This window comes from Sorangium sp. So ce204 (assembly GCF_051526795.1).
Classification (GTDB): Bacteria; Myxococcota_A; Polyangia; order Polyangiales; family Polyangiaceae; genus Sorangium; species Sorangium cellulosum_B.
The window spans coordinates 2,195,604-2,219,624 of sequence record NZ_CP150317.1; the positions used below are offsets into that span (position 1 = coordinate 2,195,604).

20 protein-coding genes are annotated in these 24,021 nt (G+C 68.9%); 9 read left to right on the forward strand and 11 right to left on the reverse strand.

The window, feature by feature from the left end; all coding sequences use genetic code 11:
* Positions 1-238 precede the first annotated feature (238 nt).
* Together WMF22_RS08275 and WMF22_RS08280 are read left to right on the forward strand one after the other, a co-directional pair.
* On the forward strand, positions 239-1,579 hold the full coding sequence (locus tag WMF22_RS08275) for a hypothetical protein (protein ID WP_438035395.1): 1,341 nt from the start codon (positions 239-241) through the stop codon (positions 1,577-1,579).
* A gap of 147 nt (positions 1,580-1,726) precedes the next feature.
* Entirely contained in the window at positions 1,727-1,990 is a 264-nt protein-coding gene (locus tag WMF22_RS08280) for a hypothetical protein (RefSeq protein WP_437298569.1), read from the forward strand.
* A 32-nt stretch (positions 1,991-2,022) separates the two neighbouring features.
* On the opposite strand, the gene WMF22_RS08285 is transcribed toward WMF22_RS08280, so the two are convergent.
* A complete protein-coding gene (locus tag WMF22_RS08285; protein ID WP_438035396.1) occupies positions 2,023-3,825 on the reverse strand; it encodes a carbohydrate binding domain-containing protein in 1,803 nt (600 codons plus the stop codon).
* Positions 3,826-4,871: 1,046 nt separating this feature from the next.
* Here WMF22_RS08285 and WMF22_RS08290 point away from each other — a divergent pair.
* Positions 4,872-5,267 (forward strand): hypothetical protein, encoded by a 396-nt coding sequence (locus WMF22_RS08290; protein ID WP_438035397.1) that lies wholly within the window; start codon positions 4,872-4,874, stop codon positions 5,265-5,267.
* Between the two features lie 406 nt (positions 5,268-5,673).
* On the opposite strand, the gene WMF22_RS08295 is transcribed toward WMF22_RS08290, so the two are convergent.
* The 4 genes from WMF22_RS08295 to WMF22_RS08310 form a co-directional block, all read right to left on the reverse strand.
* Entirely contained in the window at positions 5,674-6,324 is a 651-nt protein-coding gene (locus WMF22_RS08295) for a glutathione S-transferase family protein (RefSeq protein WP_438035398.1), read from the reverse strand.
* A 491-nt stretch (positions 6,325-6,815) separates the two neighbouring features.
* Entirely contained in the window at positions 6,816-7,946 is a 1,131-nt protein-coding gene (locus tag WMF22_RS08300) for an alpha/beta hydrolase family protein (protein WP_438035399.1), read from the reverse strand.
* Positions 7,947-8,669: 723 nt separating this feature from the next.
* Complete coding sequence (locus WMF22_RS08305; RefSeq protein WP_438035400.1) at positions 8,670-9,254, reverse strand: hypothetical protein; 585 nt, start codon at positions 9,252-9,254, stop codon at positions 8,670-8,672.
* Between the two features lie 201 nt (positions 9,255-9,455).
* On the reverse strand, positions 9,456-10,037 hold the full coding sequence (locus WMF22_RS08310; RefSeq protein ID WP_437298575.1) for an NADPH-dependent FMN reductase: 582 nt from the start codon (positions 10,035-10,037) through the stop codon (positions 9,456-9,458).
* Between the two features lie 368 nt (positions 10,038-10,405).
* On the opposite strand from WMF22_RS08310, the gene WMF22_RS08315 reads away from it, so the two are divergent.
* Positions 10,406-11,911, forward strand: a complete 1,506-nt coding sequence (locus WMF22_RS08315) for a trypsin-like peptidase domain-containing protein (protein ID WP_438035401.1) — start codon at positions 10,406-10,408, stop codon at positions 11,909-11,911.
* Here WMF22_RS08315 and WMF22_RS08320 read toward each other — a convergent pair.
* On the reverse strand, positions 11,892-12,920 hold the full coding sequence (locus tag WMF22_RS08320) for an aldo/keto reductase (protein WP_438035402.1): 1,029 nt from the start codon (positions 12,918-12,920) through the stop codon (positions 11,892-11,894). The two genes, WMF22_RS08315 and WMF22_RS08320, sit on opposite strands and share 20 nt — an antisense overlap.
* A 293-nt stretch (positions 12,921-13,213) precedes the next feature.
* Here WMF22_RS08320 and WMF22_RS08325 point away from each other — a divergent pair, with 293 nt between their 5' ends.
* Positions 13,214-14,131 carry a LysR family transcriptional regulator gene (locus tag WMF22_RS08325; protein ID WP_438035403.1) on the forward strand — a complete coding sequence of 306 codons (918 nt, stop codon included), beginning with the start codon at positions 13,214-13,216 and terminating at the stop codon, positions 14,129-14,131.
* Between the two features lie 124 nt (positions 14,132-14,255).
* Here the strand turns inward: WMF22_RS08325 and WMF22_RS08330 are convergent, their stop codons facing one another.
* From WMF22_RS08330 to WMF22_RS08345, 4 genes are read right to left on the reverse strand one after another with little or no spacing between them, the layout of a single operon-like run.
* On the reverse strand, positions 14,256-15,764 hold the full coding sequence (locus WMF22_RS08330) for a hypothetical protein (protein WP_438035404.1): 1,509 nt from the start codon (positions 15,762-15,764) through the stop codon (positions 14,256-14,258).
* Between the two features lie 48 nt (positions 15,765-15,812).
* On the reverse strand, positions 15,813-16,793 hold the full coding sequence (locus WMF22_RS08335) for a hypothetical protein (protein WP_438035405.1): 981 nt from the start codon (positions 16,791-16,793) through the stop codon (positions 15,813-15,815).
* Positions 16,790-17,467, reverse strand: coding sequence for an RNA polymerase sigma factor (locus WMF22_RS08340; RefSeq protein ID WP_438035406.1), 678 nt, complete (start codon positions 17,465-17,467; stop codon positions 16,790-16,792). The genes WMF22_RS08335 and WMF22_RS08340 overlap by 4 nt, the downstream gene beginning before the upstream one ends.
* Positions 17,464-18,489: a hypothetical protein gene (locus WMF22_RS08345; protein ID WP_438035407.1), complete on the reverse strand. Its 1,026-nt coding sequence runs from the start codon at positions 18,487-18,489 to the stop codon at positions 17,464-17,466. The genes WMF22_RS08340 and WMF22_RS08345 overlap by 4 nt, the downstream gene beginning before the upstream one ends.
* 267 nt (positions 18,490-18,756) lie before the next feature.
* Here WMF22_RS08345 and WMF22_RS08350 point away from each other — a divergent pair, with 267 nt between their 5' ends.
* The 4 genes from WMF22_RS08350 (at position 18,757) to WMF22_RS08365 (ending at position 22,819) form a co-directional block, all read left to right on the forward strand.
* Entirely contained in the window at positions 18,757-19,494 is a 738-nt protein-coding gene (locus WMF22_RS08350; RefSeq protein ID WP_438035408.1) for a hypothetical protein, read from the forward strand.
* Positions 19,495-19,674: 180 nt separating this feature from the next.
* A complete protein-coding gene (locus tag WMF22_RS08355; protein WP_437298578.1) occupies positions 19,675-20,268 on the forward strand; it encodes an HdeD family acid-resistance protein in 594 nt (197 codons plus the stop codon).
* A gap of 131 nt (positions 20,269-20,399) precedes the next feature.
* Positions 20,400-20,741, forward strand: coding sequence for an SCP2 sterol-binding domain-containing protein (locus WMF22_RS08360; RefSeq protein ID WP_437298579.1), 342 nt, complete (start codon positions 20,400-20,402; stop codon positions 20,739-20,741).
* Between the two features lie 23 nt (positions 20,742-20,764).
* Positions 20,765-22,819: an amylo-alpha-1,6-glucosidase gene (locus tag WMF22_RS08365; protein WP_438035409.1), complete on the forward strand. Its 2,055-nt coding sequence runs from the start codon at positions 20,765-20,767 to the stop codon at positions 22,817-22,819.
* Between the two features lie 49 nt (positions 22,820-22,868).
* On the opposite strand, the gene WMF22_RS08370 is transcribed toward WMF22_RS08365, so the two are convergent.
* Positions 22,869-23,879: an aldo/keto reductase gene (locus WMF22_RS08370; protein WP_437298581.1), complete on the reverse strand. Its 1,011-nt coding sequence runs from the start codon at positions 23,877-23,879 to the stop codon at positions 22,869-22,871.
* Between the last annotated feature and the right edge of the window lie 142 nt (positions 23,880-24,021).

Here is a 24,021-nt window from a genome sequence, read left to right on the forward strand (position 1 = left end):
GGCCGGCACGTATTGCGATGGGAGGGCGCTCATCGCTATCGTTGGAGGCATGATGCCGAAGCGTCGAACCCTCGCACTCTGGACCGCACTGACCATCGGTCTCATCGTCAACGCCTGTAGCTCGACCAGCGGCGGAAGCAGCGCCGGCGGAGGGCAGGGGAACGGTGGCCCGGGTGGCGGAGGGGACCATGGCGGCTCGGGTGGACGAGGGGAAAACGGCGGCTCGGGGGCCGGAGGGATGAACGACGATGCCGGTGTCCCCTTCGACGAAGGCACCAACCCTTGTTCATCGCAGGACAACCCGGCCGGCGAGGTGAAGGAGCTCGCCTGGCCGGCTGCATCGAACACAGGGCACACGATCGAGCCGGGTCAGACGCTGCGCTTCAGGTGGAGCGGCACGCACAGCGTCGTCCAGGTCGCCGACTGGGACGGCACGCCGATCGATGCGAGCCTCGGTCGGAGGATCGACAGCGGCGCGCCGACGAACGACGGGACGTTCGACTGGAACGTCGGCGGATTCGCTTGTGGCTATCGGCCCGGCCTCTACTACTTCAAGGACGGCGCGGGTGGCGGTGGCGTCACGGCGGTGTCCCTCACCGAGCCCGAGTTTGGACAGAACCACTTCGATCCAAAGCCTTGCAGCACGCTCTCCGACGTCGCTGCCTACGGTGGGCGATACGCCTCGTACGCGGGCCGCGAGGACTGCACCATCCACGAGGTCAACAACTTCCAGACCGAGCCGCACCACGACTGGGTCGATCCGACCTTCGCGGCGCAGCAAGGCGATCTCGTCCTCTTCCGCTGGACCGGATACCACAGCGTCGTCCAGGTTCACGACGTCACTCAGGACACGCTCTTCGGTCCGGGCGGTGTCACGAGCGGAGCGAAGCGCAATTGCACCGGAGGTCCGAACTATCTGTGCTCGAACGGCTCGTCGTCGCTCGGCGAGCACATGATCGACACGACCGACTGGCGCCCTGGCATGATCCACATTTCGGACGAGTGCGCGTACAACCACGCCGACTGTCCGAGCAAGACCGGAAACCCGAGCCCCACCGGGGTCAACATGCAGTACTTGCTCCGCACGCGAAGCTCTCCGATCGTCGGTGCGAAGGGGAGCTGCTGCGCGATCGACAAGAGCAAGGGCCAGGCATGCCGCGTCGTCGACTTCTACAACGACCGCGACGGCTTCCAGTACGAATACAACGTCGGGGTCAACCGAGGTGACATCGTTCGCCTTCGCTGGTCCGGCAAGGTGCGCATGGTCCAGGTGCAGGCCGCGCCCGGGAGCGACGATCCCAGCACGACGCCGCTCGCGGGCGGACTGTCGGCGCCCGAATACGACTGCGTACCTGGGCCGAAGGGCTCGTGCATCGGCGGCGACGCCAGCAGGGCGGAGCTGATCCTCGACGTCGACGCGGCCATCGAGAGCGGGAAAGTGCACAGCGGAGGCGGCGAGACGTTTTTTCTCTTCCACGCCTTCGGAGAGAACATGGACGGCTATTCGTCGGCTGACGCCGACGTCAGCCTCTATCTCGCGCAGGAGACGCCCTACTCGGACAACGACGCGTGTCCTTGAGCGGCGTCGGGCCGGCGAGCAGCGACGCGCGAATAACGCCCTTCTACTGAGCGCACCGTCGCGCTGCTCCGGCTCGCGCCGGCGGGGCAGGGGCTCAGCGAGGCGTGTGAGATCGGGCTCGACGCGCAGGGGATCCACCTCGCCGAGGTGCCGGACGCCGCCGCGCTGCTCGAGGCGGGGCTCGGGGTGGCGGTGATCGACGCCGGCGCCGACGTGGAGGGCGCGTGCGCGCTGCTGGAGGCGCTCGGCCGCGCGGCGCCCGGCGTGCGCGCCGTCGTGTGCGCGGCCGGGCTCTCCTCGGACCGGATGAACGCGCTCGTGGCGGCGGGCGTCGCGGACGTGGCGCGTTATCCGGTCGCGCCGGACGCGCTGTCTCGCACGATCGCGCGGGTGGCGCGCCGGGGGCGCTAGCTAGCCCCTCTTCTGCGACTTGCGCGACGTGTTTACTGCGTCTGACGGACGAGCTTCACGCTATCCACGGTGACGGCCGCGGTCCCTGCGTTACCGAGGTTGAAGTCGAGGAACGCTGCGGAATCCTGCGGGACGTTCGGGAGCTCGAACGAGTAGATGACCCATTCGGGGCCCGCCGCCGCGGTCACGCGACCGTAGCTCGCCCAGTTGTTGTCGCCGTTGCCGTTGCGCCCCAGGTTCACCACGAAAGTGCGCACGTCGTCCGCCTTGGCGCGGAATGTCAGCAGGTAGCGTCCCGCCTGCGGCAAGTTGACCGTGGTGCGAGCCTGGATGTGCCACATGTCGGAGCCGGGCTGCTGCACGTTGATGCGCATCTGGCGTCCGTTGAAGTCCGCCCATGCCGAGGCACCGTTCCAGTTGAGGACCTGCCAGCCGCTGCTGCTCTGGGTTCCCGCGAGCGCGGTGTTGGTCACATTATCGAAAGAACAATTATTCACGAGGTTGAGAGGATCTCGGCAAGCGTCGATTAGGCTGGCCTTCTCGTGGATCACGCCGCCCAGCAGGCCCGAGAAGGCGCGCCAGCCGAGCACCAGGTCATCACCGACGAGGCCGATGGGGTCGATGCCGCCGTACCCGACGCCGGAGCTGTTGACGCTTTTGTAGAAGTCGCGAATCAGACCGGCTTCGTAGGCCCACTGCCCCGACGCGGCAGCGCGCTTGTAGAGCGAAAGGCCCTCGTCTCCACCGCTGACCGTACTGGCCAACGTGTCGCCGTGAAGCGCCAAGTGCACGTGAGGGTAGGCGGTTTCTAGAGATTGGCGCGCAGAGATCGCACCGTCGGCCGCCACACGGTAAAACGAGAGGTGCTGCTGCGGCGTAACGCCGTTGACGGGAAATGTCACGCCGGACGTGACGGCCAAGTTTCCGGAAGCCATGGCGAGACTTCGGCCGAAGGCGCCGGTCGAGAAATAGCCGCTCGTGATGGCCACGGAGCTCCAGGTGCTGTCGCTGGCATTCCTACGGAAGATGCGGACCGAGCCGAGCTCGGCCCCGGCGGTGCCACCCTCAGACCACGGCGATCCGACCGCGACCAGGTCGCCGTCGATCGCAACCGCAGCGCCGGTGAAGCGCTCGTCCGGCTCGTCGAGCGAAAGCTCAAGGACCCACGTGTCGTTCGAGGTGTTGTAGCGGTATATCTCGAGCACGCTCTGTCGCTTGTAGCCGATCACGAGGTAGTCGTCGGACAGGGCGAGCGCGATGTCTTTGAAGCTGACGTTCGCGGGGTACGTGAGCGGGATGCGGGTGAGCGCGCGGCTGATGTTTTGTCCGTTCTCGCGTACCGCGTCGTTGCAATTTCGCTGACCGCTGACCAGGGGGCACTCCGCCCATGAGCCGTTGTTGTTCCGGGCGATGAACACGGAGTTCGCTTGCGGAGAGTCGGAATCCGTGCCTCGCGTCGCGAATGCAAGGAAGCGATTCGAGATGGCGAGCTGGCTCCCGGCCTGGAGGTTGAACTGGGCGACCCCCGGGAACTGGTAAACGCGCTCGGGCGTGGTGCTCGTCCCGTTCATCAAGTAGACGGCGCCCTGCATCGTGCTGGGGAACGTCGGCTCTGCCTCGCCGCTGATCTTCACGTGCTCTTGAAGCGCGCCGACCAGGGTGAAGGTCCCTGCCCGTGCCATGGTTGTCCCGGCTTCGGGGTACGCAGTGTTGCCGTGCGGGGTGGGCTTACCCACGACCACGCCTGCCGACGCCTGAGCGGCGACCAGACCGACACAACCAGCGAGCACGCCAGCGAGGCTTCTAAACTTAATCTTCTTGGAAACCAACATCATGAACCAACCTTCTCCTTTGAAACGAGGAAGCGCCGGCTCAGGGCTCGCGCACACGGGAAGCGTGTATCGCGGCTCCGAGCTGCGTCGATCCTATCCATCACTACATCCGTCAATCGCCGCGTCGCACCGACGGGGATGAGAATAAACAAGGCCGATCCTGCAAGCCGAACCCTCCCGAGCGCACGTCCCTCTCGTGCTGATGACGGAAAGACGACGCCGCCGGGCCCTCGAGCCCCGCGCGCCCTCGCTTCACGCCGGCCATCACGCGCGCTCACCCCGCGGGCGGAGCCTCGGCCTCCGCCGCTGAGCGGCCGGCGCTTCTAGGGCGAAGTCGACACGTAACGCGGCTGCGTCGGGCTCGAGTTGACGATTGTGGACGCAACGGGCGGAGACAGCCGCAGGTACTCCTGCTCTTCCTTGTCGCACTGACGCGAGCGCGCCTCGCAGCTCGACGGGTCGCTCCAGCCTCCTAAGCAAACCTCCCGCCAGACGCGGCCCAGAACGAGCCGCGCCCCGAGGCCGGTGGCGACCGATCCAAGCCGCGCCAGCCTCGATGCAGGCGGAAAAGTGTTCGATGCGAGCGCGGCCGTCAAGCTCTGGCGAACAAAAATTCATCGTCTGAATCTTGAGTTCAATTGTGAAGAGTTGTAAAGAGAGGCCCGTTTGCGCCGAGCGTGTGACAGGCTCGTCGGGGGTGCTGCGAGCGCCTCGATTGGACATTGGTCAACTCGCGTTCACGGCCCGCGCGGCGTGATGAACGAAGGCATGCGCCGATCGAGGCGAGCTCGCCTGGCGTGGGAGCGGCGACGCGCCGGCCGAGCGCCGCTTGCGCTGCCCTTGCACGCCGCAGGCCGCTTCGGTGGGTGAACGACGGACGCGCGCACGGCAGATTGGGCTCAACAGGCGCCGACTTCGCCGAGCAGCGTCCCATTCTCGATCAGGTACACATGGCCCAAACGGGCCGACTTGCCCGCCTCCCAGCGCGATTCGACGGAGAGATCGAAGGACATGGTCGCGGGCACGCCGGAGGACACGAGCCCGGAGCAGTGCCGCTCGCTCGCGGCGGGCCGAGCACCGATCTGTACGCGTGCGGCTGCATCCTCACGGCGCTGTTGCAGGGAGGGCCGCCGTTCGTCGGTCTCCCTGCGGTGGAGCTCATGGCGATGCGCATGTTCTCGATCCCGCCGCCGCTGCGCCGGCCGCCCGGGGCTCCGCCGGTCCCGCCGCTCCTGGAGCGGCTCCGGCTGGATCTCCTGGCGAAGCTGCCGGAGAAGCGCCCGGAGAGCGCCGCGGCGGCGCGGTCGCGGCTCGACGAGGCGATGTCGCGGGAGGCCGAGGCGCGGCGGCTGCCCGCGCGCAAGGCGGACGCGCCGCACGGCGACCGGGCGGAGCGGGCGCAGGCCTGGCCGGACGGCCGTCCGGGCTCTCCCCGGACCGGATGAACGCGCTCGTGGCGGCGTGCGCCGCGGGCGTGGCGCGTTATCCGGTCGCGCCGGACGCGCTGTCTCGCAAGATCGCGCGGGCGGTGCGCGGGGGCGCTAGTCACCCTCGCCGCGCCGCTTTGTACTGCTTCACTCCTCACGAGGCCGATGACGAAGCGATGGACGCCCTGCGAGCGGTGATGACGTGCATTCAGCGCGAGACCGCCGCGCTCGATGTGGATCGGCGCGATGGCGGTCTCCAAGATCGGGGTGCCGTCGAGCCGGCGCTCGTCGGCGCGGGGCTTGGTCTCCGTGAACACGGAGAGCAGGCGTCGAAGACGCGGCGACCCGGGAGCTCAGCTCGTTCACACGAACGAGCGCGAACGGCTCGAGCGCGGTGCGCGAATGACGGAGGCCAAGCCGCTCGTCAGTTTGCCCCTTTTTCTGTTCTCTTCTCGTCGGCCGCTTCGAAGAGACGAATCTGGTCGGCCTGGGCTTTCTTGAATGAGGGGCGATCCGTCACACGGGTCACATAGGCCTCGGTCGCCGGCCGATCGCCGAAAGCGCGGACCTTCGGGACCCGTAGCACATCCGCCATCAGCAGGTCTGCGACGGTGAAGCGGCCGGCCGCGAGCCACTCTCGCTCGCTCAGTACCTTCTCGAGCTGGTCGAGGCGCTTGCCCATCCATCCGGCGAGTTGATTGTCCTCATCGCCGCATATTTTCAGGAACCACCACGGTACGGTGACCATCTCGATCGAGTTGAGCGCGGCGATCGTCCATTGCAATGTTTCCGCCTCTCCGGCCGGATCGGGCGGCAACAGCTTGTCGCTCTTCCGGGCCAGGTGCAGCAGCCCCGCGCCGCTCTCGAATATCTCCAGCTCTCCGTCGTTCAGGAACGGAGCTTGGCCAAACGGCTGGCGCTCGAGATGATTGGTCTCGCGACCATCGAACGGGATCGTCTTGACCACGTAGATGAGGTCGGCTTCCTCACACGCCCATCTCAGCCTCAGATCGCGCACAAAACCACGAGGGCCTTCAGGCACCCAGTCGTAGGTCCAGATGATCAGTTCGCTCATCGCAGCAAGCCTCTCCTGGTTCGGTCGGCTGGGAATAATCCTCAACAGGATGTGAGAAATGTTACACGGTCGAGTGAGCTCGTTGGATCTGTTGGTTTTTTTGAAGGCGGATCCGTGGATCGTACTTTTTGTGCGTCGTGTCAACTGCCGGTCGTTGGCGGAGAAAAGCGACCTCCTTCCCGAACGCGCCGAGACCTGCGGGCGCCGACTTGGACTCGCTGCGGCTGAGCCGCGCGTCGTTCCTCGAGGAGGGGCGGTCGTTCGCTTTCAGCCAGGGGGTCGGGCTGCGCGGGCGCCGGCTACGCCCTCCAGCTCGCGGCCCGCGTCGACGATCTGCCGGGTGGCAGCTCTGCGCAGTTTTCCGAGCCCGTCGACGAGAGCAACGCCTACGCGACGGCAGCGCTCGATCTGGGCCTGCGCTTCTGAGCGAGAAGGTATCGTGAGGACGTCGCCGGCGCGATCCCGCCGGTGCGCTGATCCTGAGCCGCCGCTCAGGGCAGATTGGCGGAAGAGATCTGCCAGCTCCTGTCGGTGCAGAAGCGGCAGCTCGCGCCGACGAGCATGCCCTTGCCGGTGGCCGATTCGTCGCCCTTGAGCCACCAGTTGAGCCACGCCAGGTTGACCTGGGTGAACTCGCCGCCGTTGCGAGCCCACAGGTCGCCCCCGTGGTCCGCGCCGACCTTGGCGAACATCATGACCGGGATGTCACCCCGGGCGGCGATGTTCTCGTAGTCTCTCGCGCCGTTCTCGTGCGCGCCCAGGCTGTCCGCGGTGCCGGTGACGATCAACACGGGGGTGTGGATCGACTTGTAAAAGGCCTGATTCACCGAGAAAGAGCCGCTGCTCGTGTGTCCCCAGGTCGTCATCCTGGGATCTGCGGCGGTCCCCGCCGCCATCAAGCCGCCGCAGGAGAAGCCGTTCGCGGCGACCTTCGTGGTCTCGATCTTCCGGTAGTAGGCGCTGCAAGGCTTCTCGTTCTCGGCGATCACCCAGTCGACGTAGGCGAGCAGCACGTCGCCGCCGCCCCCGAGGTCGCGGTTGGGCTCCTTGCCTCCCGGTGTCCCGTCCGCCACCACGAAGTAGCCATGCGAGGCAATCTCGACCATGGCCGCCTCCGTCGCGAGCCCGTCTCGCGAACATGCGCCCTGCCCCCAGACGAAGATCGGATACTTGGCGTTCCCACCGAGATCCTCCGGGCGAAAGATGGTGCCCTGGTTGATGCCCGGGTCCGAATTCGTCTCGACGACCACCTTGTGAGGGCCGCTCCCCGACCGGCTTCCACCGGCCGGTCGTGACTCGGTGCACGTGCCGGTGAAGCCGCCGCCGTCGCCGCCCGAGCCGCCGTTCCCGCCCGTCATCTCCCCGCCGCCGCCGCCGCCGCCGGCAGGCGCTCCTCCGCCCGTGCCCGAGCCGGAGGGGTCGGACCCTCCGGCCGTGCTCTGCGAGCTGCTCGAGCCCGAAGGCAGGGGCCCGCCGGTGGTGCTCGCCTGCTCGCCGCCCGAGCCGCTCACGCTCGCTCCTGCGCCCGCCGGGGCCCCGCCGCTCCCCCCAGGGTCGCCGTCGCCATCGGAGCCGCCGCAAGCGCCGGCGATCATGCCCAGCGCGGCCAAGGTGAAAGCCAAACTAGATTTGTTCTTCATAACAATACCGTATTCCCTCGAGCGATCGAAGAAATGGACTTCACTCGCGTCTCTCCGCGATTCGAGTCGCTGGCCGCCTGGTGTGCCCCGAGGCGTCGCCCTCGACTCGACCCACGCTATGAATCTTTATCGCAGCTCGGATGGGGCAGCGCCCGGCCCGGCGCGGTGCTGGCGGGGCACGTGGTCACGGGTCTTCAGGCGCCCAACGGACGCTGGCGGCACGTCATCGATCGGCAAAGCAAAAGGATGCCCCTCGAGGAGGAACGTGAACGTTCACATTCCGGATGTCAATTCCAATCGACCGGCCTGCGGCTGTCCTCGATCCCGCGGGAGGACGCGGCTGGAGGGCCTCCTTCGGAGCGCCGCGTCGGACGAGGGCTCGTTCGGAGCGCCGCGTTCAGAGCGGTGAGCGCAGGATCACGGGCTTCGCTGATCCGCTCGGCTGGCGCCGAGGCGGCGCGGCCAAGGCCGCGTGTGTGTGCGTTCACAAATGTGTGGCGGGACGGAATGACTGGAGGCTGGAGAGGCTAAAATCGCTTGACATCCACGAATGCGCTTGGGCTTCCTGCCCGCCAGAGGTCTCGAGGTCGACCGCGCCCGGCCAACGAGGCGGCGCGACGAGGCGGAGGCTCTGCTGCACGTCCGGGCCTCGATGATCAGCGAAGCGCTGAGGTGCGCTGCCCGCCGATGATCGACGTCCCAGGTTCACCAGGTGACGCGGTAGGTACAGGAGTCGGCGCCGCGCTTCCGCGACGGGCGGGACTCGTCGAGCACGACGTCGACGCGCGGCCTGACCCCGCGCGACGCCCATCGCCGCGCCGTGCCGAGCAGGACCCCACGATCGAGCTCCGAGGGATACGGCGTATCGCAGACCATGATGATCTGGTGCTTCTCCGGATGACAGCGGTAGTGGCCGATCCCCTCCCGCATGACGCCGGTCGCCGGATCGAACATCACCTCTCCGTCGAGCCGGTGATTCATGTGGTAGGCCACGTTGATGAGCTGGAGGGCCTCCACCATGGTCGGCGGCATGGCCGGCCACACGGCGTGATCCACGATCGCCTTCCCGATGGCGAGCAGCGTGTGGTCCCCGGTCGCCTGGGCCACGCCCTTCAGCAGGTCGAGGAGCATCTGGAGAGGGTACCACTCGCCCGCGACCAGCTCGGACACGCCCAGCGTCGAGAGCACCTTCTTCCCGATGTCCCCGTGCGCCCCGAGCGCCGTGGCGATCGACGCGAAGGTGGCCCCGGGGCCCTCGAGCCCGGGATGAGGAGAAACGTATTGAACCATATCCGATGGTGGTTGAGGCGCTCGTTCCGCTGACGACCGACGATATCGAACATCGCGCGACACCGCAAGACGCCCTGCTCCTCGCCCGCGTGCCCGCACGCGCGTTCGCGCTCCTGCCGTCGGCGTGGACGTGAAGGTCGATGTAGGAGGACGAGCTCGTCGACCCTCGCTGCCGGCGAGGACGATCTCCGGCGCGGGGCCTCAGGCGACCAGGGGCCGGGAGATCTCGCCGGCCTGCTTCGCCTGGACGATGGCCTGAGCGAACCACAGGTATTCGTCGAGGAACCTGTCGGCCGCCTTCGCGACCTGCTCGCTCCTGAGCTGGAGCGACTCGTCGAAGACGCTCTGGACCTCCGGGACGAGCAGCTTGAGGGGCAGCGGGAACGCTCCCAGGCTCAGGATCACGTGCTGGAGCTGCGTCGAGGCGTTGATGCCCCCGAGCTTCCCCGCGGAGACCGTGACCACGCCGATCGGCTTCTTGTCGAACTCCTCCCAGAAATAGTCGAGGGCGTTCTTCAGCACGCCCGAGAAGCTCCCGTGGTATTCCGGCGTCACGAACACGAGCGCGTCCGCGCGGCGGAGGCGCGCGCTCAGCCCCTGGACCGTCGCCTGGAGCTGCGGGGTGCGACCCGACCGGTCCTCCAGGATCGGCAACGGCGTCTCCGCCAGATCGATGAGATCGGCCTCGGCGCCCCGCTCCCGGAGCTCCCGCTCCAGGTGATGGGCGATCTTGTGCGACTGTCTCCCGCTCCTCACGCTGCCGGTCAAGATGGCTACCTTCATGATGGTGCTCCCCAGGAGGACGTTCTCCCGATGCGACGAGGGTAAGCTCGGGATGTCCGCCTGCTGGAGGCGGCGCCAATCCATTGGACAATGGTCAATCCGTCGTCAGGGGCGCGCCCTCGCGGACGCTCGCGCCGCGGGCCGCGCCGGCTCGATGCAGCGCGTGCATGAGGTCCATGGCGCATATGAATTGGTGCGCGCCTCACGAGGAAGTAGATCCCCCTCGCTGAGAACGGGCCGAGCGTGCCACTCAGCGGTCCTTGCTTGTCGGGCGTCAGATCCTTGCTCGACGCCGGCCAGGCATCGAGACGTCGTCATCGGGCCCGCCCGGTGATCCTCGCTCTGCCTCGAACACCTGGGAGCTTGTCATGAGAGCGAACCACTTCATCATTGCTGCTGGCTTGTTGTCCGTGGGGGCCGCCGCGGGGTGCGCGGCGCCCGCGCCCGCCGGGGAGGAGGCCGCCGGCGAGGCCCGCGCCGAGGTCATCTATGGCCAGGATGACCGCGAGGAGCCCTTCACGTACGCGGATCCCGCCTGGGCCGCGCAGGCGCTCGACTTCACCGTGGCGCTCGTCCCCGCGTCGGCCGTCGACGACTCGGACCCGAACGACATCCAGATCGCCGGGCCCACGTGGGCGGGGCGCGACGGCGTGTGCGCCGACGAGCGCTTCGCGTCCCAGCCGGCGCTCGCCGACTGCAGCGGGACGCTGATCGACGACGACCTGGTGCTCACGGCCGCGCACTGCATCAACAACTGCAATAACAGCCGCTTCGTCTTCGATTATGCGATGACGCCGTCCGGCCAGCTCGGCCAGATCACCAGCGATGACGTCTACAGCTGCGTGGATTTCGTCAGCTATTACCAGGACCGGCGGGGAGCGGACTACACGGTCGTGCGGCTCGATCGGCCGGTCGTGGGGCGGACGCCCGCCGCGGTGCGTGTGTCGAGCGATCCCCTGGCCATCGGCACGCCGCTCGTCGTGCACGGCTTCCCCCGCGGGTTGCCGCTCAAGCTGGCCGACGGGGCCGCGATCCGGAGCAACGCGCCGAGCCTCGACTTCTTCGTCGGCAACCTGGACACGTTCGTGGGCAACTCCGGGTCCGGGGTGTTCGACCTGAACACGAAGGAGCTCGTGGGCGTCCTGGTGCGCGGCGAGCGCGACTTCGTGCAGGACGGCGACTGCGTGCGTCCGTTCACCTGCGCCGACGACGCGTGCCGCGGCGAGGACGTGACCTATGCCTTCCGGGCCATCCAGGCCATGTGCGAGCGCACGGTCTCGGACCTGTGCTCCTGCGGTGACGGCGCCTGCGGCCCGCTCGAGAGCCCGGCGTCGTGCGCGAGCGACTGCTCCTGCGGCGACGGCGTCTGCAGCAGCGGCGAGAGCACAACGTCGTGCCCGGCGGACTGCCAGCTGGAGGTGCTGTACGACTCCCACGGGCCGCAGCCGAGCTGGGTGACACCCGGGATCCAGGTGCGCAACACGGGGAGCGAGAGCGTGTACCTCGCGGGCTCGACCGTGCGGTACTACTTCAGCCAGGAGCCGCCCGGCTCGCTCGAGGCGACCTGCTGGGGTTGCTCGAGCGAGCTCGAGATGAGCTTCCATGAGGTGCCCGGGGGCGGCTGCGCGGGCGCGACGCATTACCTCGACGTGCGCCTCCCGTTCCTCTCGGTCGATCCCTCGTCCACCACCGACCGGTTCAACATCGCGTTCCACGCGTCGAGCTGGCAGGCGTTCAACCAGTCGAACGATTACTCCCACGCCGGGGGCAGCTGGAACTGGGCGCCGAACCCGAAGATCACGATGTACCGGCTCGGCTCCAGGGTCTTCGGCGACGAGCCCTGCCCGGGCCTCTTCATCCCGCCCGCCGATTGACCGCGGCCTCACTGTCGAGCATCGCCATGTGGGCTTCCGGGTAGCGCGCGCCCGCGACTTCGCTCGCGGGCACCGCGGCCTCGAGCGCGGCGACCTCCGACACGTCGAGCGAGACATCGAGGCTCGACAGCGTCTCCATGAGCTGTTTGCGCGTGCGAGAGCCGAGGGTCGGGACGATCGTTACGCCCTGAGCCGCGCCCTTCGCGCGGACCCACGCGATGGCGAGCTGCGCCGGGGACACGCCCTTTTCCGACGCGAGGCGCGCGAGCGCCTCGACGAGGGGCTGGTTCCTCTCGGCGTTGCCCCCGGAGAAGCGGGGCATGTGCGCGCGGTAGTCGCCCTCGCCCGAGGGCTTTGCGCCCGTGAGCAGCCCGCGGGACAGGACGCCATACGCTGTCATCGCGATCCCGAGCTCGCGCAGGGCCGGGATGATGCCGACTTCCACGCCGCGGCTCACCAGCGCGTATTCGATTTGCAGGTCGCAGATCGGATGCACCTCCGCCGCGCGCCGGATCGTCTCCACGCCGACCTCGGACAGGCCGATGTAGCGGACGTAGCCCGCCTTCACCATGTCGGCGATGGCGCCCACCGTCTCCTCGATCGGAACCTTGGGATCGAGGCGCGCCGGCCTGTAGATGTCGATGTGGTCGACCCCGAGGCGCGACAAGCTGTGCGCCAGGGCATTCTTCGTCGCGGCCGGACGCGCGTCGTGCCCGAGCATCTCGCCGTCCGGCCCGCGGAGCGCTCCGAATTTGACGCTGAGGAGCGCCTTGTCGCGGCGGCCTCGCAGCGCCTTGCCGACGAGGAGCTCGTTCTTGCCCATGCCGTAGAAGTCGCCGGTGTCGAGGACATTCACGCCGCGCTCGAGCGCCTCGTGGATGGTCGCGATGCTCTCGGCCTCGTCCGCTGCTCCGTACCAGCTCCCAGCCCCCATGCCCATGCACCCGAGGGCGATGGGAAACACCGAAGGACCGCTGGTGCCCAACCTTACTTCGCTCGTCGTGGTCATGTGATGCCCTCTCTTTTCAGGTTTCGAAATAACGCCGCTGCTCGAGGTCGGCGGTGAGCCCAGGCTGCCTCGGACTCCATCCCAGCCGCTCTCGCGTCTGCGCGCTCGAGGCCGGGTTGTCGAGCGCAAAGAAGCGCGCGAGCCAGGCTAAATGCTCGGCCGCGCGTGACAAAGACACGCATGGTGTGCGTCCCCTTGTAGAAGAGCTGTCCGCCGCGCTGCCGCGGCTCCGGTCGCAGGAGAGATTGGAGTTCCGTCGAGCCTGCTGCACGTGTATCCTCGGAAGCCTGAGCATGACCAAAAGTAGGTCTCGTGGTTTCGACACGCGTTCGCTGGACGGTCTCGGCGTCCTCCGCGCAGTCGTGGAGGCCGGGAGCTTCGTGCGCGCGGGGGAGGCGCTCGGCCTCACGCAGTCCGCGGTCAGCCGTGCAATCGCGCGCCTGGAGGACCGCGTCGGCGTACGCCTGTTCCGCCGCACCGCCCGCTCCATCTCGCTGACCGACGAGGGCCTCCGCTACTACGAGTCGGTGGCGCCGCACCTGGCCGCCATCGAGGACGCGACGATCGAGGCGGGGGGCTCCTCGGCCAAGGTTCGCGGCCTCCTGCGCGTGAACGTCGATGGGAGCGTCGGGCAGTTCGTGCTGACACCCCACCTGGGACCGTTCCTCGCGCGCCACCCCGACCTCTCCGTGGAGATCGCCGAGCGCGATCGCATGGGCGATCTGGTCCGCGATGGCTTCGACGTCGCCGTCCGGTTCGGTCACCCGGAGCCGTCGGCATTGAAGTCTCGCCTGCTCCTGCGAACGCGCGTCGTCACCTGCGCATCACCGGCGTACCTCGCGCGCCACGGGGTGCCACGCCGCCCCAGCGACATCGAGAAGCATCCGTGCGTTCTGATGCGAGATCCGGCCACGGGGAGCCATTTTGCCTGGGAGTTCGTGCGCGGGAAGAAGGTCATCCCCGTGAACGCCTCTGGACAGCTGATGGTGAACGGGGTCGCGCTCCTCGCGGCGTGCCTCGCCGGACATGGGATCGCGCAGGTGCTCGAGGTCCACGCGCGCGATTTCCTTGCCGACGGACGGCTCGTTCACGTGCTGCCGGAGTGGGCCGAGGAGACGTATCCCCTCTACGCGTACCATCATGCCGCACAGCTCATGTCGGCCAAGGTCCGCGCCTTCCTGGAGTTCGTCGTCGCGCTGACGCGCGCATAGCGTCGCAGCAGGTTCGGCGCGTCGCTGGCGTCGAGGCAGAGGCCGTAAGGTTGGCGCCCTGCCCTGGTCGAGGCGTGCGGCTCGCGCCCACGGACAGCGCAGGCGCCAGGGCCGACGAATAGAATCACGGCGCTGCGACGTCGAGCTTCGTCACGATATTTCCGCCCCAGCTGGTCGAATTCATGGCGCTGGCGTCTTGCCCCACAATGGCGACGTTTCCTTCAGGATCCACGGCGAGGCTCTGCACGCTGCTGAACTCGGGGCTGAGGATGTGGGACCACGAGATATGTCCATCCCTGTCGAGCCGCACGACGAACTGCCGCTCAGCTCCGTCCTCTGCGCCGAGCGCCGTGCCGTCGGCGTCCAGGGTACCGGTGACGCTGCCCGCGACGAAGGTGTTCCCGAGGGCGTCGACGCCGAGGCTCACGGCTCTGGATGCGACGCTGCCCTCGATGAGTCGGCTCCAGAGGTGGCCTCCAAGAACGTCGAATTTCGCCACGAAGGCATTGTCGGATGAACAATTCGCGCCAACCAGCGGTCCGCCGCCGAAGTCAAAGTCGCAGCGCGCGTTCCCGGCGAGGATCACGCTTCCGTCTCCGTCCACCGCGATGCCAGCAAGGCCCTCCTGGGAGTCCGAGGCTGATCCATGATGGAGAGGAGCGTCCCAGCTCTTCCACCAGAGATCGTTTCCCGAGGCGTCCAAGCGCGCGAGGTTGAACCGCGCGAGTTTGCCCGTTCCCGTTCCGGGATCGCGGCTGTCCGAGTCGTCGGCCGCGAGCACAATTTGGCCTGAAGCGTCGACGGCCATGCTGCCGCCTGCTCGCCAGTTGCCGCCGACGCTGCCGGGGGAGACTTCGCTCCAGACAAAATGTCCCATCGCATCGAACTTCGCCAGGTACGAGTCGTCGGAATCCTCTGCCCGCGGTAGCAGACCTCCCCCGAGATCGAAGTCCCCGTAATATCTTCCCATGAACACCACGCCGCCCGTCGTCGGATCCACCGCGATGGAGCTGATGTACCAATCTGCTTCATGCCCGGCGTTGAGGCGCTCGCTCCAGAGGGGGTTGCCGGCGCTGTCGAGCTTGTCCAGGAAGACGTCGAGCCAGCCCGACGAGGTCAAGCTGCTGCGTACGAGGAACATGTTGCAGTCCGCGTCGAAAACGATGTGCCCGCCGCCATGCGGGTATGAATCATCGCCGAAGAGCTTGCTGAGGGTGTGGTTGCCCGCGGCATCGTACTTTGCCAAGAGGGCGTCGTCGGTTCCCCCGGGCCGGAGCACGCCGCCGCCCATGTCGACGTCCGACGCCGTGGACCCTATCATGCCGAGGTTGCCGGATGGATCAAAGGCGATGCCCGAGATCGCCAGCGGAGAGGTGCCGCTCGTCGCCGGCCAGTCGTCCAGGCTGAAGGGACGGGAGGCCACCGGCGCGCTGCACCTGCCCGACGAGCCGCCCGCGCCGCCGGAACCCGACGAGCCGCCCGCGCCGCCCGCGCCCGAGGCATCGGGGTCGAGCGGCTGCTGGTCGGGGTCGAGATCACCGATCGGCACGCGAACGATGTCGCACCCAAATGTGGTGGCTGAGAGAGCGACCGGGGACCACAACAAGGAGAGTGCTAGCTGCGAAAGTCGCATGATCGAGAATCCTCCACTGCCCGGCGATCTCTCTCCCCGCGCTTTTGATCATGGAATCGTATTTGAACAGCGACCCACCTTGATCATGCGCGGCGCCTGAGCGGAGCGGGGGCTCCGCGCGACGAAGGCGCACGCGCGCGACGCGGCCTCCGTGACGTGCCCTCCGGCCACGAGGGCATCGACGCGGAGGACATCGCGCTCGATCGCGAGGCTGCCCCCTGGAAAGCGCGCCGCGTGCTCGGCGGTGAGGCGAAGGGCGAGCGGCGCGTCTCCACGCTGGAGGGCCGCTCGTGCGGTATCGATGAGCCGGAGCTCGTCCGATAGAACGGAGCTGGGTAGAGCGGAGGTGGGCGCCGCAGGGGCCTGCGCGACCTCCTCACTGCGGAGTTCTCGTGGAAGGGGGTCGACGGCAGGGACGGCCGTCGCCGCAGGAACGGGTGAGGGGACCTGGCGCGCGAGCCCGGTCTCCTGGGGCGCGGGCGCCACGTTCGTGATCGACGCCGCTGCGCGCGGGGCGGGCGACGCCGCTGCGCGCGGGGCGGGCGACGCCGCTGCGCGCGGGGCGGGCGACGCCGCTGCACGCGGGGCGGGCTCCGCGGCAGGGGCGACGGCGGGCTCCGCCTTCGCAGGCAGGGCGGGCTCCTCCTGCGTGGCCTCCTCTGCGGGTGACGCGGCCGCCGGCGCCACGCCGCCGACCTCCGCCGCGCGAGGCGGGCGGACGGGGGCTGCGGACGCGACGGCGTCCGCGTGATGGGTCGCCGCCACGTACGCGCCCCCGAGCACGAGGGCGACGGACGTGACGCCGATGGACGCGACGAGCGCCGCCTTCAGGCCGAGCGCGTGGGCGGCCTGCGCCGCGATCCCCCCGCTCGCCTTGGCCGCACCGACGCCGAGCTTCGTCGTTGCGACAGCGGTCGCGGTCCCCGCCGCGGCAGCCGCGAGAGCCTTCGCGCGGAGCGAGGAAGGCGCCTTCGCCGCCCTCCCGGCGCGCAGAAGCGCGCGGTCGAAGTCGTCGTACGAGCCGCTCACCGCCGCCTCCCGCCGCTCACCGGCAGACCCCTCTTCAATTGCTCCGTCGCTCGCTTCCACGCTTCACGGGCGCGGCGGAGTCGTGACGCCACGGTCCCTGGCGGCAAGTCCAGCAGATAGGCGATGTCCGCCATCGTCTCTTCTTCGATCTCATGGAGCACGAACACAGCGCGAAGCCCGTCGTCCAGCGCCTCGAGCGACGCATCCAGCAGCCTTCGCGCGCGCGCCTCGTCGAGGCGGCTGTCCGGTTGCTCGCCCGCCGGCGCGGCGGGCTCTCCCGTGAGCTCTTCGTGACGTGCTCGCCGGGTTCGCTCGCGTCGGACCATGTGAACCGCGACCGAGACGAGGTACGAGCGCTCTTTGCCGGGAAGGATCGCGTCGAGGCGCGACGCCGCCACCACGAACGCTTCCTGCGCAATGTCCTCGGCCGCCGCCTCGCCCACGCCCATCCGGCACGCGAATCTCCACAGGAACTCGAGGTGCGACGCGAGCTCTTCGAGGCGCGCCTCGCGAGCGACGTCGGTGGTGGACTCGCCGGGGGAACGCGCCTGCGCGTCGACGAGCCCGCCCAGAGGGCGAGCCAGGCGGAAGGCGGTGGAACCGGGGGCGTCGTCGGTGGTGGTGATCACGAGGGGCTCGTCCCAGGCGATCCACGAGGTCCCCGTTTTGATCACGGAAAGAGCACCCCGACGGAAAGCGCGGCGTCGAGCCGCACGGCGGGAGCCTGATAGGCCGTCCCGCCGTGCACGTAGTAGAACTCGTCCCGAAGGAGGGGCAGCGCGGCCCCGACCTGCCATTCCACGAAGGACCATGCGCCGAGCAGCGCGCGCATCCGTGCGCCGGCGCCAGCCTCGATCCACGGGCGCCATCGGCTCTCGACCTTCGGGGCTCCCTCCCCCGAGGCGAGCAACGCGCCCACATCGAGCATGATGTAAGCGCTCACGAAGACGTGATCGCCGAGGGATGCGCCGAGCGGCGCCAGCGAGGCACGAGCGGTGAGCCAGGTGAGGTTCACCGCCGCTCCTCCTCCGAAGACGGTGCGCGGCAACGTGGCCCCCATGCCGAGCTCGGCCCATGGAAAGAACAGCCGACCCGATGCGAACCCGCCCGAGAGCCGCGCTCCCGCCGGCCCTTCGTGGAGCGGCGTGGCGACGAGGCCGAGCGCCGTATACAGCTTCGTCGCGGGTGGGGTCTCGCGAGCCGTGGTTCGCGACGATCTCGCCGGCGGCGCTGTGGAGGTTGGGCTGAGCTCGCGGGCTGTGTCTTGCGACGGTCTGGCCGGCGGCGTCAGGGAGGGTGGCTCGGCGCGGGGAGCTTCGACCGGGGGCAGCTCGTCCTCGCCGGCCATCGTGACGACCAGCCCGAGCGCAGAGGCGGCTTCTGCGCAGGAGTCTGCCACGATCGTGCGCGCTTCGATGGCGCCGTGCGCGCCCTCTCCCGTGATCACGAGCGTCACCGCGCTCGGCGGCTCCGCTTCGCGCACATGGACCCGGAGCCGTACCGGGGAGTCGGCGTCCACGTGCCCTCCGCGCAGCGCGGCCGCCGCCCGCACCGCGTCGAGCGTCACGCAGCGCTGCTCATCGAGCTCGACGGCGGCCCCCACGTTCGCGGCGTGGGCGGCGTCCGCCCGTACCAGGACGAGCCATCCCACGACCGCGATCGCGCCCTGGCGGACGGCATTGCGGAGCGCGCGCACCCGACGAGGATCGCTCGACGGGGCGGAGACTTTCTGATGTCGAGGTGCCACGCGCCCGGAGGATAAGACGACTGGCAGGCGACCGAGGTGCGGCGGGTGGAACAGGAACACGATCTCGCCGGCGGCCGCGACGCTTGACGACGGGGGGCCGGTCTCGATGTTGCGCGCATGGGGCGACCATCCACCGGGCGACGTCCGCAGTTCCCTTCCACCGTGCCACGACCGGTCCGGGCGCGCGCCGGGCGCACACCGACGGAGCGGACCCCGTTGGCGGTGCGGACCTTCGGCGTCGGCGTCGACGAGCCGACGAGGGCGCACGTGCGCCAGACCCTCGGGGCGAAGCTCGGGCGGTTCGCGCCCGACATCGAGCGGCTCACGGTGCGCTTCACGGACGTGAACGGGCCTCGCGGCGGCGTCGACGTCGCGTGCGACGTGAAGGTCGTCCTGAGCGGGCACCCCAGCGTCGTCTACCAGATGCGAGGTCGAGAGCCGCGCGAGACGATCGACAGGGCCGTCCCGGGGATCGTGCGGGCCGTGCAGAGCGCCCTCGAGCGCGCGCCGCGCGCCGCATCGCGCGCGCCGGCGCGCGGCCCGAAGCCCACGGCGCGAGCGGCGAAGCGCAGCGCGGCGGCTCCGGCGCGGCGCGGTCATCCATCACCCGAGGGCAGCTTCATCGGGCGGCGCGTGGGGCGCGGCAAGGAGAACCTCGAGCGCGCGCTGGAGCGGCCCGAGAAGTCGCGCCGTGACGTTCCCGTCGACACGGCCGCTCCGGGGCAGAGCGCGACCGACCGGAAGGCGGGCGGCGGCTCGACGGCGCGGCGCAACACGATGCAGAGGACACGGAAGGCCACCGCGGCGCTCGAAGACTCGGCGCAGGACCGCCCGTCGCGCAAGTCGACGCGCAAGAGCGCCAATCGCGCGAAGCAGGGCTCGAAGCTCCAGCGGCGCGCGGTCCGGCAGGCGACCAGCCCGAGCACCAGGGCCGCGAAGGCCGCCGCCCGCTGATCAGGCGGCGCGCTGCTGTCCGCCCTCGGCCGCGAAGCCTTCCGTGAGCGCCAGGCACAATGTTCTCGCCGGCGCGCTGGCACGGACGATGCTCGAAGCCGACGCGGTCCCGGCCACCCCGTCCTCGCGCGGCGGGTGACCGACGGGACACGCGTGCTCCACGAACCAGAGAGGTCTCCCATGGTTGCTCCGCTCGGCGAGTCCACGAGGTCGCTTCGCTTTGCGCAGGTCGACTTTCACACCGTGCGGGAGAACCGCGGTTGGTTCCTCGCGATCGGCGTGGCCACGATGGCGCTCGGGGTGCTCGCGTTCGTCATGCCCTTCGTCGCGTCCCGGATCACCGCCATCGCCCTCGGCTGGTTGATCGTGCTCGCCGGCGTGGCCGAGGGCTGTCACGCCATCCAGAGCCGCGGCTGGGCCGGCGCCCGCTGGGAGCTCGTGAGCGCCCTCGTGCAGGTGGCGTTCGGGCTCCTCCTTGTTGTCGCCCCGATGACAGGCAAGCTCGCGCTGATGGTGATCGCCGCGGCGTACTTCGTCTCCGAGGGCGCGCTCAAGCTCATCCGCGCCTATCAGCACCGCGGGCTGCGGGGCTCGGGATGGCTCGTGTTCGACGGCATCCTTTCGGTGGGGCTCGGGATGCTGATCATCACGGGCGGCGTCACCACGGCCGTGCGGGTGCTCGGCTTGCTCGTCGGGATCAGCCTTCTGACCGGCGGTATGTCGATGATCCTGATCGCGGTGGGCGGCGCTCGCGTGCTCGAAACGCGACCGTGAAGAGGCAACCTCCGCGCAGCGCAGAAGGGCACACCCCTTGCTCGAGCGCGTCGAGCGCGTCGAGCGCGTCGAGCGCGTCGAGCGCGGCGAGCGCGAAGGCCAGGTCGGCAAACCGGACACACTCTTTGGCCATGTCGCAAACAAGAAAGCTCATCCAGGATCTCGCGGCAGGACGCTACGACGCCCGCCTGCGAGGAACACGGAAGGTGTGCGCCGTGCAGCTCAGCGACGACGAGCGCGTCGTCGTGGAGATCGCCGACGGGTCCTTCGGGATCGCGCCCGAAGGGGCGAGCGAGGACTGCCAGCTCTCCTGCTCGCTCGACGATTTCCTGCGGATCTTTCGCGGTGAACAGAACCTGATCACGGCGATCATGCAGGGCCGCGTCGGCGTGCGAGGAGACCTGGGCGTCGCCCAGATGTTTCAGAGCGTCTTCTCCCCGGGAGAGCAACAGGCTCCGGAAGCGACGCGCTGAGCCACCGTCATCGGAGGGGGCCCATGGAACGGCAAGTGAGCATTCTGGACGGCGGCACGTTCGTCGTCAGCGATCTGCGCGGCAACATCGAGCACTCCGTCAGCCGGCCGCTCGGCCTGTTTCACCTCGACACGCGCTTTCTGTCCGAATGGATCCTGACGATCGACGGCGTCGTCCCGGCCGCGCTGTCCACCGACGACGTGCAGTACTTCCAGGCCCAGTTCTTCCTCGTCCCGAGGCCGGCCGCGATGTACGTCGAATCGACCCTCTCGATCGTCCGGAGCCGGTTCGCGGGCGACGGCTTCCACGAGGACCTCCTGCTCATGAACCACGGCAAGCTCCCTGTCGAGCTCGAGGTCCGCATCCAGGCCGGCGCCGATTTCGCCGACCTGTTCGAGGTCAAGGACATGCTCCCGAAGAAAGGGGAGCGCTATCACCGCATCGAGGACAATCGGCTCGTCCTCGGCTATCGACGCGAGCGCTTCGTGCGCGAGACGTGGATCTCCGCCTCGCAGCCCGCGCAGATCGATCCGACCGGCCTGACGTTTCGGGTGAGCATCCCGCCGCACGGCCGCTGGAGCACCTGCCTCGACGTCGTGGCGGCGATCGACGGCCTCGAGGAGCGGCACACCCGGGTGAAGTACGCCCACGGCGAGAGCCACGCGCGCCCGAACATCGGCATCAGCCTCGAGAGCTGGGTCGACCACGCGCCGCGGCTCCTCACCTCGAACGAGACGCTCGCCCGGACGTACGAGCGGAGCCTCATCGACCTGGCCGCGCTGCGCTTCTTCTCCAAGCTGATGCCGGACGCCGCCATTCCGGCCGCCGGTCTACCGTGGTTCATGGCGGCCTTCGGCCGCGACAGCATCATCACGAGCCTGCAAGCGCTGCCGTTCGTCCCCGAGCTCTCGCGCTCCACGCTCCGCTACCTCGCGCGCCGCCAGGGCAGCCGCCGGGACGACTTCCGCGACGAGGAGCCCGGAAAGATCCTCCACGAGGTGCGCTGGGGCGAGCTGACCGCCTTCGAGGAGCGGCCGCACTCCCCCTACTTCGGCTCTGCCGACTCGACGCCGCTCTTCTTGATCCTGCTGGACGAGTACGAGCGCTGGACCGGCGACGCGGAGCTCGTCCTGTCGATGGAGCACACAGCGCGCGCCGCGCTTCGATGGATCGATGAGTGGGGCGACCGCGACGGGGACGGGTATGTCGAGTACGACACGCGCAACCCCGAGACCGGCCTGGAGAACCAGTGCTGGAAAGACTCGTGGGACTCCATCGTCTTTCATGACGGATCGCTCGCGCGGCGGCCTCTCGCGTGCTGCGAGATCCAGGGCTACGTCTACGACGCGAAGGTGCGCAGCGCCCGGCTCGCGCGCGAGTTCTGGCGCGACCCCGAGCTCTCGGCGCGCCTCGAGCGAGACGCGGCCGAGCTGAAGCGTCGATTCAATCAGGACTTCTGGCTCGACGATCGCGGGTTCTTCGCGCTCGCGCTGGACGGCCAGAAGCGCCGGGTCGACTCGTTGACGTCGAACATCGGCCACTTGCTCTGGAGCGGTATCGTCGACACGTCCAAGGCCGAGCGCGTGGTGGAGCACCTCCTCGGACCGCATCTGTTCAGCGGCTGGGGGGTGCGCACCATGGCCGACGACGAGGGCGGGTACAACCCCATCGGATATCACGTGGGCACGGTCTGGCCGCACGAGAACTCGCTGATCGCGCTCGGGCTCCGGCGTTACGGCTTCAGCGTGGAGGCCGGGCGCGTCGCGACGGGCAACCTGGCCGCGGCGCCCTTCTTCCACTACCGCTTGCCGGAGGCGTTCGCCGGGTATCCACGAGAGCTCACCAGCTTCCCTGTCGAGTATCCGACCGCGTGCAGCCCCCAGGCCTGGGCCACGGCGGCTCCCTTGCTCTTTCTGCGCGTCGTGCTCGGGCTGGAGCCGATGGGCAATCGTTTGTTCGTCGATCCGGCGGTCCCCGCCGAGCTCGGGGAGATCCGGCTGCTCGACATCCCCGGGCGCTGGGGCAGGTGCGACGCCTTCGGTCGAGCGCGCCCGGAGTCGGGGCTCCGGGCGGCGTGAGTCGCCATGGCGGCGGCCAGCGCGTGGCCGTCGCCATGGATTCGCAGCGTCAGGCCGCGCTGCGCGCCGCGGCGGGGCGCTCCGGCGGCGCCATGAACTCGGGACCCACCGGGTCGCGCACGGCTCCGGTGAGCACGGCGTCGATGTGGGCGCGGGCTTCGTCGTCGAGGCTCCATCCCATCACCTCGTTGATCGGCGCGAGCTCCTCCGGCCGTCGAGCCCCCCAGAGAGCCACCGAGACACCCGGGTGGTCGAGCACCCAGCGCACCGCGAGCGCGAGCACGCCCCGAGCGTAGCGGCCGCGCGCGAACCGATCGAGGCCCCTCACCGCGTCGAGGTACTGCGCGAAGCGAGGAGGTTGAAACTTCGGATCGGTCTTCCTGAGGTCGTCCCCCTTGAACGCGGTCTTCTCGTCGATCGCGCCGCTGAGGAGCCCGCGGCAGAGCGCGCCGTAGGTGAGCGTGGCAACCCCGTTGTCGCGACACCAAGGCAGGATGTCCCCCTCCGCCTGCCTCTCGAAGAGGTTCAACGGCGGCTGCGCCGAGGCGATCGGCGCGACAGCGCGGAACCTCCGCATCGCCTCGATCGAGTAATTGGAGACGCCGATCGCGCGGATCTTGCCTTGACGCTGGAGATCGAGGAGGGCCTGGGCCGTCTCTTCGTAGGGCGTCTGTGGATCCGGCCAGTGAACCTGATAGAGATCGATGTAATCGGTGCGCAGGCGGAGGAGCGAGAGCTCGACCTCCTCCAGGAGCTGCTTGCGCGTCCCGTTCCGGAAGAGCGCGTCGCCGCGCCGCTCGAGGCCCCCTTTGGTCGCGAGGACGACCCGCTCGCGCTGGCCCCGCTCGGCGATGGCCCGTCCGACGACCTCCTCGGAGTGCCCGAACCCGTAGGCCGGCGCGGTGTCGATCAGGTTGATCCCGAGATCGAGCGCCGCGTGGATCGTGCGGACCGACGCGTCGTCGTCGGCGCCTCCCCATTGATACCCGCCCATGGCCCAGGTCCCGAGGCCGACCCGGCTCACGGGGATCGGCACGTCACGAATGTTCGTTTGCTCCATGGTGTACCTCCTCCGTTTCTTCCGATCGCCGCCGGCGCAAGAGTGGCACGCTCACGTCGACCCGCGGCTCCCCGGCCTGGTTCGGGGCTGGTTGTGGCATCGACGCGTTCCTCCACCAGATTCACCCCATTCACCCCATTCA

Bases quoted from the DNA above. Each gene is read 5' to 3' on its own strand.
- WMF22_RS08275 (WP_438035395.1), top strand. From the start codon at position 239: ATGAACGACGATGCCGGTGTCCCCTTCGACGAAGGCACCAACCCTTGT.
- WMF22_RS08285 (WP_438035396.1), bottom strand. From the start codon at position 3,825: ATGATGTTGGTTTCCAAGAAGATTAAGTTTAGAAGCCTCGCTGGCGTG.
- WMF22_RS08295 (WP_438035398.1), bottom strand. From the start codon at position 6,324: ATGAGCGAACTGATCATCTGGACCTACGACTGGGTGCCTGAAGGCCCT.
- WMF22_RS08305 (WP_438035400.1), bottom strand. From the start codon at position 9,254: ATGGTTCAATACGTTTCTCCTCATCCCGGGCTCGAGGGCCCCGGGGCC.
- WMF22_RS08310 (WP_437298575.1), bottom strand. From the start codon at position 10,037: ATGAAGGTAGCCATCTTGACCGGCAGCGTGAGGAGCGGGAGACAGTCG.
- WMF22_RS08315 (WP_438035401.1), top strand. From the start codon at position 10,406: ATGAGAGCGAACCACTTCATCATTGCTGCTGGCTTGTTGTCCGTGGGG.
- WMF22_RS08320 (WP_438035402.1), bottom strand. From the start codon at position 12,920: ATGACCACGACGAGCGAAGTAAGGTTGGGCACCAGCGGTCCTTCGGTG.
- WMF22_RS08325 (WP_438035403.1), top strand. From the start codon at position 13,214: ATGACCAAAAGTAGGTCTCGTGGTTTCGACACGCGTTCGCTGGACGGT.
- WMF22_RS08330 (WP_438035404.1), bottom strand. From the start codon at position 15,764: ATGCGACTTTCGCAGCTAGCACTCTCCTTGTTGTGGTCCCCGGTCGCT.
- WMF22_RS08355 (WP_437298578.1), top strand. From the start codon at position 19,675: ATGGTTGCTCCGCTCGGCGAGTCCACGAGGTCGCTTCGCTTTGCGCAG.
- WMF22_RS08360 (WP_437298579.1), top strand. From the start codon at position 20,400: ATGTCGCAAACAAGAAAGCTCATCCAGGATCTCGCGGCAGGACGCTAC.
- WMF22_RS08365 (WP_438035409.1), top strand. From the start codon at position 20,765: ATGGAACGGCAAGTGAGCATTCTGGACGGCGGCACGTTCGTCGTCAGC.
- WMF22_RS08370 (WP_437298581.1), bottom strand. From the start codon at position 23,879: ATGGAGCAAACGAACATTCGTGACGTGCCGATCCCCGTGAGCCGGGTC.